The organism is Blautia sp. Sow4_E7 (assembly GCF_052116245.1).
Taxonomy (GTDB): Bacteria; Bacillota; Clostridia; order Lachnospirales; family Lachnospiraceae; genus Blautia_A.
The window spans coordinates 36301-48686 of record NZ_JBQKLL010000018.1 but is presented as its reverse complement, the minus strand read 5'-3'; the positions used below and the strand labels follow the sequence as shown (position 1 = coordinate 48686).

The 12386-nt window shown below is 39.4% G+C and carries 13 protein-coding genes; 11 read left to right on the top strand and 2 right to left on the bottom strand.

Translation table 11 applies throughout. The features are described from left to right. Positions 1–304: 304 nt before the first annotated feature. Together ACTQ50_RS11415 and ACTQ50_RS11410 are read right to left on the bottom strand one after the other, a co-directional pair. Entirely contained in the window at positions 305–838 is a 534-nt protein-coding gene (locus ACTQ50_RS11415; RefSeq protein WP_154433055.1) for an HdeD family acid-resistance protein, read from the bottom strand. 72 nt (positions 839–910) lie between these two features. Next, positions 911–1351, bottom strand: coding sequence for an Hsp20/alpha crystallin family protein (locus ACTQ50_RS11410; protein ID WP_262655201.1), 441 nt, complete (start codon positions 1349–1351; stop codon positions 911–913). Between the two features lie 340 nt (positions 1352–1691). On the opposite strand from ACTQ50_RS11410, the gene ACTQ50_RS11405 reads away from it, so the two are divergent. From ACTQ50_RS11405 to ACTQ50_RS11355, 11 genes are all read left to right on the top strand, one after another. Further along, positions 1692–2123 (top strand): MarR family winged helix-turn-helix transcriptional regulator, encoded by a 432-nt coding sequence (locus tag ACTQ50_RS11405; RefSeq protein ID WP_154433057.1) that lies wholly within the window; start codon positions 1692–1694, stop codon positions 2121–2123. A gap of 211 nt (positions 2124–2334) precedes the next feature. Then, positions 2335–2619 (top strand): co-chaperone GroES, encoded by a 285-nt coding sequence (locus tag ACTQ50_RS11400; protein WP_154433058.1) that lies wholly within the window; start codon positions 2335–2337, stop codon positions 2617–2619. Positions 2620–2647: 28 nt separating this feature from the next. Then, positions 2648–4261, top strand: coding sequence for a chaperonin GroEL (groL, locus tag ACTQ50_RS11395; protein ID WP_441484314.1), 1614 nt, complete (start codon positions 2648–2650; stop codon positions 4259–4261). Between the two features lie 108 nt (positions 4262–4369). Beyond that, entirely contained in the window at positions 4370–4873 is a 504-nt protein-coding gene (locus tag ACTQ50_RS11390) for a flavodoxin family protein (protein WP_441484313.1), read from the top strand. A 51-nt stretch (positions 4874–4924) separates the two neighbouring features. Next, the gene (locus tag ACTQ50_RS11385) at positions 4925–5452 is read left to right on the top strand and encodes a hypothetical protein (protein WP_441484312.1); all 528 of its coding nucleotides are present in this window, start codon (positions 4925–4927) and stop codon (positions 5450–5452) included. After that, positions 5436–6767: a citrate/2-methylcitrate synthase gene (locus tag ACTQ50_RS11380; RefSeq protein ID WP_441484324.1), complete on the top strand. Its 1332-nt coding sequence runs from the start codon at positions 5436–5438 to the stop codon at positions 6765–6767. Before ACTQ50_RS11385 ends, ACTQ50_RS11380 begins: the two co-directional genes overlap by 17 nt. Continuing rightward, positions 6761–7639 carry a DUF445 domain-containing protein gene (locus tag ACTQ50_RS11375; protein ID WP_441484311.1) on the top strand — a complete coding sequence of 293 codons (879 nt, stop codon included), beginning with the start codon at positions 6761–6763 and terminating at the stop codon, positions 7637–7639. Before ACTQ50_RS11380 ends, ACTQ50_RS11375 begins: the two co-directional genes overlap by 7 nt. Before the next feature lie 474 nt (positions 7640–8113). Then, complete coding sequence (locus tag ACTQ50_RS11370) at positions 8114–8299, top strand: helix-turn-helix domain-containing protein (RefSeq protein ID WP_441484310.1); 186 nt, start codon at positions 8114–8116, stop codon at positions 8297–8299. 81 nt (positions 8300–8380) lie between these two features. After that, on the top strand, positions 8381–9352 hold the full coding sequence (locus tag ACTQ50_RS11365) for a helix-turn-helix domain-containing protein (protein WP_441484309.1): 972 nt from the start codon (positions 8381–8383) through the stop codon (positions 9350–9352). 3 nt (positions 9353–9355) lie between these two features. Continuing rightward, complete coding sequence (locus tag ACTQ50_RS11360) at positions 9356–10747, top strand: tyrosine-type recombinase/integrase (RefSeq protein ID WP_441484308.1); 1392 nt, start codon at positions 9356–9358, stop codon at positions 10745–10747. Positions 10748–10867: 120 nt separating this feature from the next. Further along, a complete protein-coding gene (locus ACTQ50_RS11355) occupies positions 10868–11929 on the top strand; it encodes a Fic family protein (RefSeq protein WP_441484307.1) in 1062 nt (353 codons plus the stop codon). The last annotated feature ends 457 nt before the right edge of the window (positions 11930–12386 follow it).

Genomic DNA, 12386 nt, shown 5'->3' with positions numbered 1-12386 from the left:
AGAATATTACACAGGAACAGTTGGCAGAAAGCATGTGATTGATGGCGCGTTTTGGTTTGAGTAGGAAAAACATGGGAAGTTAGCAATAAAACATTACGCGAGTAAACTCGCATAAGATGATTTCCACTTCCCAGACATCTGATTTCCAGATTTCCGGAAGTGCGATTTCATCGCACAAGAATATTCAAATTGTTTGTGGAATTAGGCATTCGTTAAAAAAGGCTGCACACAATTTTGTATGCAGCCGAATCTATATGAAGAGGTGCCTTTTTTCCTCCTTGGCAATGTTATTTTTTGTTATATTTTACATCCAGAAGCGATTGGAAAAGCATCCACGCATGACAGATACAATACCCTGTAGGATCAGGAAAAATCCGATTACCCAGGCCATAGCTGCAATACTTGCAAATGGATGTGTGAATGACAGAAAACCAATCACAGTCAGAAGGATTCCAAGTACTGTAAACCAGCCCCAGCCCTTTACTCCCAGTTTTTGAAGGTCAAAGGAATTAACCAGTTTGGTGATACCTGAAAAAATCAGCCACATTCCTAAAATAAAGGAAATAGTCATTGCTGTAAACCATCCATTTCCCAAAATGAATAAAGACATCAGTACGGTTAGAATGCCGTCAGCAAGAAACCAGCCAGATCCTGCCATATAATCATGACCGGCTGCAAATATCACAATATCTATAATGCCGGAAAACATCATGGCAACTCCAAAGATAATGGGAAGACCATAAAGAATTTTTCCGGGATTCCTCAAACATCCGATCCCGGTTATAATCAGAAAGATTCCGGCTAAAATCCATAATACTCTTGATGTCGTTTTACTCATATCAAAAACCTCTTTTCCGATTGCATTTGGCTTTTAAAACAGGCAGGGGTTTTATTCCCTGCCCGTTTGAGATTAACCTTCGATGGAAATATAATGTGAGTTGTTTTCTACTGCCTTCTGCTCTTTTGGAACAGTAAAGGAAAGAATACCATTTTCAAATTTCGGATGGATGTCTTCTCTCTGAACATTATTTCCTACATAAAAGCTTCTGCTTACATTTCCGGTATAACGCTCGCGGCGGATATATTTTCCTTCCTTATCTTTTTCATCTTTATCCAGACCTTTTGCTGCACTTACAGTTACATAACCGTTTTCAAGCTGGATCTGAATCTCGTCTTTCTTAAATCCAGGAAGATCAATTGCCACTTCGTAAGCGTTGTCTTTTTCCTTCACATCAGTCTTCATGATATGGGGAGCATGTTTTCCATACAATTTTTTATCGATGTCCGGAAAAGCAAAATCATCCATAAAATCATCAAATAAATTTTCTCCAAAAATACTAGGCATTAACATAAGTCATATCTCCTTTCATGACATAAACTAAAGTTTGCACTATCGGAGAAACCCGAAGTGTTGATTTATGAATATCAGGAAGAAAAATCATATTCTCTTTCTTTGTTCTATGTGTAATATAACATATGAATTAGCACTCGTCAATAGAGAGTGCTAATAATTGTGTGAAGATTTTGTGAACTTTGCGAAATAAAATAATTACTGATATTAGATTCAGCGGAATAGATTCCAGATGTTAATCATTAATTAAGAGGAAACAAAAAAGTCGTTTAAAATTAAATGGTGACGAATTATTAAACTTGTGATAGAATGAAAAAAACATTGAAAGAAGCTGAACTAAATGGATACACAAATTGATATCATATTGCAGGGAGGACAATTTAAAAAGCTGTTAGAGGAACAGAGCGTTGAATTACGAGAAAAATATGATATGAAAAGAGCAGAACTGGAGATATTATACTTCCTGTCAAAATGCGGAACACATAATACCTCTACGGATATCCACCATCAGTTGATGATGAACCGTGGACATATTTCGCAGGCAGTTGACAGTCTCTGCAGGAGAAATTATCTTATTGCGATACCGGATAAGAATGATAGAAGATATATTCATTATGAAATATCTGATTATGCGAAGGATCTGGTAACAGAAATGACGAAGAGAAGGGAAGCAATGAACGGGATGATTTTAAAAGGTGTGTCGGAAGAAGAATTGAAGGTTTTTCGGGAAGTATCGGAAAAAATCAGGAAAAATATAAATGAATTAATTTAGATGATCAAAAGATGCAAAGTAATGGTTAAGGTGCTTCGCATCTTTTTTAAATTATTTTGGAAACCTATTGACAAGAGAAATACAGGTGATATAATACTTTAAAAATAAATAATTTAAAAATAAAACATGTTTCGCGAGAAACATATTTTTTGCGAAACACGATGGCACTCAACAAGCAAGAGTGCTAACAAAAGAAAGGCAGGTTATTCATATGAAATTAAAACCATTGGGTGACAAAGTAGTTCTTCAGTATCAGGATGTTGAAGAAAAGACAGAATCAGGAATCATTCTGCCAGACAGCGCAAAAGAGAAACCGCAGGAAGCTGTAGTAATTGCAGTTGGTCCGGGAAAATGTAAAGACGGACAGAGGGTTGCCATGCAGGTAAAAGAAGGAGATAAAGTCATTATTTCTGAATACGGCGGCACAGAAGTAAAAATTGGCGACGAAGAATATAAAATTGTAATCCAGGATGACATTCTGGCAATTGTCGAGTAATAGAAACAGTAGAAAGAAGGAAATTATCATGGCAAAAGAGATTAGTTTTGATATTGATGTTCGAAAAAAAATGGAAGCCGGCGTAGACAGACTGGCAGATACAGTAAAGGTAACATTGGGGCCAAAAGGAAGAAATGTTGTACTGGATAAATCTTACGGTGCACCATTAATTACAAACGATGGTGTGACCATTGCAAAAGAGATCGAACTGGAAGATCGTTTTGAAAATATGGGCGCACAGCTTGTAAAAGAAGTGGCTACCAAGACAAACGACATTGCGGGAGATGGAACAACAACAGCTACAGTTCTGGCACAGGCACTTGTAAAAGAAGGAATGAAAAATATCGCAGCAGGTGCAAATGCCATTGTTTTAAGAAAAGGAATGAAGAAGGCAGCAGATGTGGCTGTACAGGCAATTGAAGAAATGAGCCATCCTGTTACTGGGAAGGATCATATTGCAAAAGTAGCTGCAATCTCTTCCGGTAATGAAGAAGTCGGTGAGATGATTGCCGATGCAATGGAAAAAGTCGGAGAGAACGGCGTTATTACGATTGAAGAATCAAAGACCATGAAGACGGAGATCGACGTAGTCGAAGGTATGCAGTTCGATAATGGATATCTTTCCGGATACATGTGTGATGATAAAGAAAAAATGATCGCCAACATGGAGGATCCTTATATCCTCATGACTGATAAGAAGATTTCAAATATCCAGGACATCCTTCCCATTTTGGAAAATGTGATGAGAGAGAGGAAAGAACTCCTCATCATTGCAGAAGATGTGGAGGGAGAGGCACTTACCACATTGATTGTCAACAGACTGAGAGGTACCCTGAAGGTCGTTGCTGTAAAGGCACCGGGATATGGTGACAGCAGAAAGGCAATGCTTGAAGATATCGCAACACTTACCGGCGGTCAGGTGATCATGGAAGATCTTGGCCTTGAACTTAAAGATACCACGATGGATATGCTTGGCCGTGCAAAATCTGTAAAGGTTACAAAGGAAAATACCACGATCGTAGACGGTGCCGGGAACAAGGAAGACATTGATGCACGCATCGCCAGCCTGAAGAGACAGATGGCGGAAACAACATCCGATTTTGATAAAGATAAACTCATGGACCGTATCGCGAAGATGGGCGGAGGCGTTGCAGTGATCCGTGTCGGCGCGGCAACAGAAACAGAAATGAAAGAAGCTAAATACCGCATGGAAGATGCCATGAACGCAACAAAAGCAGCCGTATCGGAAGGCATTATCTGCGGTGGCGGATCTGCATATATCCATGCACAGAAAAAGGTAGAGGAACTGTTAGCAGCCCTGGAGGGTGATGAGAAGACCGGAGCCAGAATCGTAGCAAAGGCACTGGAAGCACCACTGTATACGATTGTGGAAAATGCAGGTCTGGAAGGCCCGGTTATCGTAGACAAGGTAAAGAAGAGTGAACCTGGCATGGGATTTGATGCATCATCAGAAACCTTTGTGGATATGATGAAACAGGGTATTATTGATCCGGTAAAGGTAACAAAGAATGCATTAACGAATGCGGTAAGCGTGGCAGCCACACTTCTAACTACAGAAGCTGCGGTAGCGGACATTAAGGATAATACACCTGCACCACAGCCACAGCCGGAAATGTATTAAAGTGAATAGGTAAAATCAAATAACTGGAGAGCAACAAAATGGGGAGATGGCTGGTACATCTCCTCTTTTTGTTCTCTTTTGTTATTTTTATATGAAATGAGGTTCATTATGAAATATGCAGTTATATATCAGTCAAAAAGTGGCAATACACATTTAATAGCAGAAAAGATCTATGGTGCTTTAAATACAGAGGATAAAACAATTGTAGATATTGATACAGAGCAGGATATACCTGCGGCGGATGTCTATCTGATCGGGTTTGGAATTCATGGTTATTCCTGCAGCATGGATATCTCAGATGTATTTGAGCAGATTACAGGCGGAAAATATGCAGTGTTCGTTACCTGCGGTTATGTGCCGACAGAACAATATAAAGAAAAGCTTGAAAAAAATCTTGAAGTCTGGTACCCGGACGAGGGAGAGTATCTGGGAATGTTTCTCTGTCAGGGGAATGTGGAGTCAGATAGAAGGAAAATTATGATCAGCCAGATGCCAAGTAAAGAAAAAGAGATGCAGCAGATGTTTCGACTGGGAAATACCCATCCGGATGAAGAAGATCTGGAAAATGCGGTTGATTTTGCCATTAAAATTCAGGCAGAAATTGGGGATTAAATAAGAAAATAACATGTATTGATGTAAATAAAAAGAGAGGAGCGGTTGAAGATGCCAGAGCAGAGAGAAATATTGAATGCAAATGAAATCAGAAAGTTTACAAATGAATTAACCTATCGTCGGTATCTGATGAACAAAGGAAAAATACAGGAACTGTTTCGTAAAATGACACTTCAGGAGTATATTGCTTTGTATACTATAGAATCTGAGAGAGAAAATTCTCCGAATAATAATGGGAGAACGTATTTAAAGGATTTATCAGAAAAGATGCAGCTGACAATACGGCAGACATCAAAAATGGTAGAAAAGCTGAAAGATCGTGGACTGGTACTGTGGTCTTATGAAGGAAGCGGAAGTGAAGGAACATATGTGACTGTTACAGAAACGGGACAGAAACTGTTTAAGGGTCAGGAAATGATTCTGAGAGAATGTTATGGAAAAGTGATCAACAAATTCGGAAAAGATAATTTGATCATGTTATTAAAAATGATGAAACAACTGGATAACCTGATGTGCAGCGAAATAAAAGGGATTGGAGAGGTCGATTCGTATGGGAGAGCTGATGAAGCGGATGAATGATTATGCTGTGCAGAATGAAGATATCTGCCGGAAAAATGATCATATTGATCCTAGATTGTATGAAGAGTTTGGTGTTAACCGGGGGCTGCGGGATGAAAATGGAAAAGGTGTGCTTACCGGTTTGACTAAGATTTCCCGTATTGTATCATCATGTGTGAAAGATGGAGAAAAAGTACCTTGTGACGGGGAATTGTGGTATCGTGGATATAAGGTAGAAAAATTGATTGGCAATCTTGGAGAAGAACAGCTTGGTTTTGAAAAGATCGCTTATCTTCTGTTGATGGGGGAATTGCCTTCAGAAGATGAAGAAAAAAAGTTCCGGGAAGTGATTGGCACATGCAGAACGCTTCCAACGAACTTTACCAGAGATGTTATTATGAAGGCACCATCTGAGGATATTATGAATTCAATGACAAGAAGTATTCTGACACTGGCTGCTTATGATAAAAAGGCAAAAGACATCAGCGTCAGTAATTCGTTGCGGCAGTGCATCCAACTGATTAGTGAATTTCCACTCCTTGCTGTATATGCATATCATGCCTATAATCATTACGAAAAAAACCAGAGTATGTATATCCATAATCCGGATCCGAAACTGTCTACAGCTGAGAATCTTCTAATGATGCTCAGGCATGATCAGAAATACACACCGGTTGAAGCGAAAGTTCTGGATACTTCATTGATTCTTCATATGGAACATGGCGGCGGAAATAATTCTACTTTTACAACCAGAGTGGTGACCTCTTCCGGTTCAGATACATATTCAACAATTGCTGCCGCTATGTCATCTTTGAAGGGACCGAAGCATGGCGGCGCAAACATAAAAGTTGTGGAGATGATGGATAATATACGGGAAAATGTAAAGGATTTTTCTGATAAAGAAGAAATATCAGCATATCTTATGAAGATAATTGACAAACAGGTATTTGACAAAAAAGGGTTGATTTACGGAATGGGACATGCGGTGTATACATTGTCGGATCCAAGAGAAAGAGTATTTAAAAAATATGTGGAAGCGCTGGCAAGAGAGAAAGGCCGGGAGAGCGATCTCCAGCTCTATGAGAATGTTGAAGTGATTGCACCTAAACTGATTGCAGAAAACAGAAATACTATAAAACGAGTGAGCCCGAATGTGGACTTTTACAGCGGATTTGTATATGACATGCTAGGCATTCCACGTGAATTATATACTGCGATTTTTGCAGTAGCGAGGGTAGTCGGGTGGAGTGCGCATCGTATGGAAGAACTGATCTGCACAGATAAGATTATCCGTCCGGCTTATATGAGTGTTATGGAGGAAAAAGAAAAATGTTAGAAAAACTGGCAGGACCCATTATAGGGGCATTGATTGGATACTGTACTAATTATATCGCTGTCAAAATGCTGTTTTATCCTAAACAGGAAGTCAGAATCCTTGGACGAAAACTTCCTTTTACTCCGGGGGCAATTCCTAAAGGAAAGCCAAGGCTTGCCAGAGCAATCGGAATTATTGTGGCGGACGATCTTCTAACGGAAGATGATATTAAACAGAAAATGATTTCTTTGGAAACAGAAAATGCTGTTGTGGATCAGATTGTTCAGGGATTATCTGTTGATCTTCATACCTGTGTTTCAAAAGTATGTTCGTCCGAGTTGAATTATGAAGAGATAAAAAACAGATTGATTTCTGAACTGTCCAGCCAGATCCTTGATTCTGTTCAACATATGAATCTGGATAATCTTATTGTTCAGGAAGCCGGAAAAGCTGTTAAAGCCAAAACAAAGGGCTCCATGTTGGAAATGTTTCTGAATGATGAAATGCTTAATTCCCTGATACAGCCTGTTGGAGGAGAAATAGTAAAGTATATTAATGAAAAAGGACCAGATTTTATAAAGGAAGAACTGGAAACTAAAATTGATACGTTAGGAGAACAATCTGTCATAGATCTCTGTAACCATATGAATATTTCGGAAGGAGCCGTTCGAAAAATAGTAGCAGATTTTTATCACAAAGCAATTGATTCTGTCATCGGAAAGCTGATCGGTAATTTGAATATTGCAGAAATTATCGAAGATAAAATCAATGCTATGAATGTAGATAGTCTGGAGAAACTGGTGCTGACTGTGATGAAAAAAGAATTGGATACAATTGTAAATCTTGGGGCTTTAGTAGGTGCAGTTTTAGGAGTTTTAAATATTATTATATAATTTCTTATGTAAAGAAGATAATGATTGTAAACTAAGTTTTCATGGATGAATGAAAAGATATATATGATATAGCACAAATAGGACAAGAGGACAACAGGAATTTACTGTGTAGTTGTGATTGTATTGATGAACACTGTTTGTAAGAGATAACCTCCAGTTTATCTGTTTCTTAAAATGACAATATCATGGAATAAATACAACATAATGAGAACATGTTACCTTCGTATGATTCGATTCATACGGAGGTTTCTTTTTGCCAATTTTTCTCATCTTGACATTTTTTTACTAAAACATGTTGTATAAGCCCCTCTGAAACTTTGGATATATAGAGGGACATTTATATCCGCGAGCAACGAGCCAAGCGGACATGCTTGCATGTCCATTTGGCGACTGCCGCGAGAGCCAAATGCCCCGTCACTTGCGGGAGTATTTGGCATGCCGCCTCCAAAATAATGAAATGTGAGGTAATGACATATGTCAGAGAAAAGATGTTATACAGTAAAAGAGTTACAGGAAATCCTTGGAGTCAGCAGACCGACAATATATAACCTTCTGAAGAAAAATGAGTTCCGGTGGATCCAGCTGGATGGCGGTAAGTACCGTATTTCCAAAAAGAGCTTTGATGACTGGCTGGATAATCTGCCGGAATCTTCCAACTAATCTCCTATCCGGATGAAAAATCGACATCCTAAATTTTTTTGAAAAAGTGCGGTATGGTATGGGAAGAAGGAGGAAAGCTTCATGGATGAGAAGGGAAAAATGAATACCGGGGAATACGAAGAACTGATAAAGGAAGTGGAAGCAAACAGCCCATACAAGAGACTGTCTTCTGCAAAAAAGAAATGGATGAGTGTTTCTGAGATGGGCGAGCTTTTAGGGCTTAAAAAGACGGATCGGTATTGGCTGGTACATAAAAACTTTTTTGAGACCAAAGAGATTGCCGGAAAGATGCGGGTCAATATTGAGAGTTTTGAAAAGTGGTATGCGAATCAGATTAAATATCATAAAGTCAACGGAGAAGAACCGGGAAAGGAATTGAAAGAATGGTCTTATTCTGTTCCGGAACTTGCAGAAATGCTGGAAGTTACGGATGGTGTCGTTTGTGACCTGATCAAGCGGAATAATATCGAAGTCGTGATTGTGGATTACTGGAAACGTGTACCAAAAGCTGCATTTCAGAAATGGTATGACGGACAGTTCAGATACCGCACGAAGGATGATAAAAAGAGGGATGCCGAAATGGAGGCCGCTACTCTCACTATGCCGGAAATGGCCAGACAGCTGGGAATCACCAGAAATCAGGTATATGGCATCCTGAATAGTCAAAAGTATCAGCATTTCTTTGAGTTCGTCACGATCGCTGATCGAAAAAGAATCACGAAGGAAAGCTTTCAGAAGTTTCTGGACGGACAGAATGAATATCATCTGGATCCGGCGAACGATTATAAAGAACTGGCAATGGAAGAAAATGTGGCACTGGCGAATTATCGGAGAAAGAAACTGGCACAGACCGGGGAACGAGGAAGGAATGGCAATCTGCAGTATCTTACTATAGATGAAGCAGCCTTTATGGCAAAGGTCAGCCGGTCCATGATAAATGTCTGGTACACAAAAGGATATTTTCCGGTTGTAAAAATAAGGAATCATGTTCGGATTAAACGAAAAGAATTTGAAGCATGGCTGGAAAAGAGAAATACAGAAAGGGGCTGTTAGATTATGGCATCGATCAGAGAACGAAACGGAAAATTTAATGTGATCTATTCCTATACTGATGCAGACGGGAAACGGAAGCAGAAATGGGAAACTTATGCTACAAAGGCAGAGGCAAAGAAACGCAAGAAAGAAATCGAGTATAAAGAAGAAATGGGATCTATGATAATCCCGCAGTGTAAAACCATGAAGGATCTTCTGGCAGAATACGTTGCCCTGTATGGAAAAGACAACTGGGCATTATCTACGTATGATGGAAATGTTTCTCTCATAAATAATTATATCCTTCCGATCATCGGGGATGAAAAACTGTCGGAGATCAATACCCGTTTTATTGAAAAATATTATCAGAGGTTGTTGAAAGCTCCGGCTGTGGTCAATCCTATGATTGGGAAAAGAAAGAATGAATATGTATCTACCAGTACCATCAGAGATATCCATAAACTCCTCCGAAGCTGTTTTAAACAGGCTGTCAAATGGGAACTGATGGAGAAGAATCCTTGTATCTATGCGACCGTACCAAAACATAAAACAAAGAAACGGAAGATCTGGACTGCCGAAACTCTGATGTACGCACTGGAAGTATGTGAGGATGATCGGCTAAAGCTGGCAATGAACCTTTCCTTCTCCTGCTCTCTCCGGATCAGTGAGCTTCTGGGGCTTACCTGGGATTGTGTGGACATCTCGGAGGAAGCAATTGAGGAAAACCGGGCATATCTGTTTATCAATAAGGAATCCCAGCGAGTGAGCAAATCCGCTTTAAAAGAGCTGGATGCAAAAGATGTGCTGCTAATATTTCCGGAAAAAAGCAAGACCAATAAAACAGTCCGTGTTTTGAAAATACCGAAGACAGACAGCAGTGTCCGAAAGGTTTTCCTTCCAAAGTCTGTCGCAAAGATGCTGATCGAATGGAAAGAAAAACAGGATGAGACAAAGGAAGTTCTTGGAGATGAATACATGGACTATAACCTGGTCATGGCAAGTACGTTTGGTCTTCCTTTGGGGGATGGCGCGATCCGGAAGCCATTAAATCAGTTGATTAAAGACTATGATCTCCCACCGGTTGTTTTCCACAGTCTCAGACACAGCAGTGTTACCTATAAGTTGAAACTGAATGGTGGAGATATTAAAGCTGTCCAGGGAGATTCCGGACATGCCCAGGTCAGCATGGTTACGGATGTATATTCCCACATCTTGGATGATGACCGGAAGAAAAATGCAGAATTATTTGAAGAGGCTTTTTATGAGAAGAAAAATCTGGATCCGCAGATGCATCCGAATACAGCACAAAACACGGTAGCGGTTCCGGAAGGTGTGGATGCAGAACTGCTTGCAAAGGTCCTTAATAATCCTGAGATGGCAGCACTTCTTACGTCACTGGCGAAGACAATGAAGTGAAAAATAGTGTAATTTTAGTGAAAAAATGGGTTTCGTTAAAAGGAATGTTAAAAATATATCTCCATCATGCTAATTGATATCACCGTCATTTGATGGTAAAATGATGGAGATAATATTAAAATGAAGGAGATTTCGATGAGAAGTTTTGATTATATAAAAACTCCGGAGCAATTGCTAAAACCTGAAATTGTTCAGATGGTCGGAAGCATTCATGAGCATAAAGGTAAGCAGGAATTGTTCCTTGAAGCCAATATAGACGAATTGAAAACTCTGCTGGAAGTTGCTTTGATTCAAAGTACAGGGGCTTCTAACAGGATTGAAGGTATTTATACTACCGACAAACGTTTGGAAGAATTAGTAAGACAGAAAGCCGAACCACGTAACCGGTCTGAACAGGAAATATCCGGATACCGGGAAGTTCTTGCCACTATCCATGAAAGTTATGAGTATATTAATCCGAGACCCAATATTATTTTACAATTGCATCGGGATTTATACTCATATTCCGGAGGAAATGCTGGTGGAAATTATAAAAATTCGGATAATGTAATTGCAGAAACAGATGTAGAAGGTCATCAGAAAGCGCGTTTTATCCCGGTGCCGGCATTTCAGACTCCAGAAGCTATGAATGAACTTTGTACAAATTTTCTGGAAGCATGGGAAGCAGATCGAATAGATAAGTTGATTCTTATCCCTATGTTTATTCTTGACTTTCTGTGTATCCATCCATTTAATGATGGAAATGGGCGAATGAGCCGCCTGTTAACACTTCTTTTGTTTTATAAAGCCGGCTATATTGTCGGAAAGTATGTCAGTGTTGAAATGCTGATTGAAAAGACAAAAGAAACTTATTATGAGGCATTACAGGAAAGTTCCAATGGATGGCACGAAAATGAAAACAGTTATGAGTCATTTGTAAAATATTATCTGGGAATTATACTGAAAGCATACAGTGAGTTTGAGGGGCGTGTAGAGCACCTGAAGAACAGAAGCCTTTCAAAGCCGGATCGTATAAAGGCAGTAATTGATAATAAGGTAGGAAAAATTACCAAAAAAGAAATCATGGAGTTATGTCCGGATATAAGCAAGGTAACTGTAGAAAGGACCCTGACGGAACTGGTCAAAAGTGGATATATCGCAAAAGTAGGTGCCGGACCGGCAACTGGATATGTTCGTATTTAAGTCGGCTGTCGTGGTCGAAACACCATAGACAAATTTTCAATAACGGTGTATAGTAATAATAGAAATCTGGTCAATTGAATATTGTTTATCATTCCCGCTTGTAAGGGGATGGTAGCCGGAAGATGATATCTGTCAGTAACAACAGAGCTTTCCCCGGATGTTAGCAGCTGCAAAGAATCTGCTAATTTTCAGGTCTTATCTGGTCTTGACAGAAAGGGTATTCAGATTACCAGAATTTGATTCGAAAATAAAAAAAGTCCTTGATAATAAAGGGCTAAATATATCAGTTCTTGACAGGGATTGACAGAACCACAGAGCTCTCCTAAGCGCTAGCTGTGGGTTCGATTCCCGCACGGGACGCTGATTAGGAGAGCGGGTGAAAATCCAATGGAGGTATTGGTTTTCACTCGCTTTTTTTATTTATTCCGTTTTATCCAATCTAACTGTTCAAAATCCA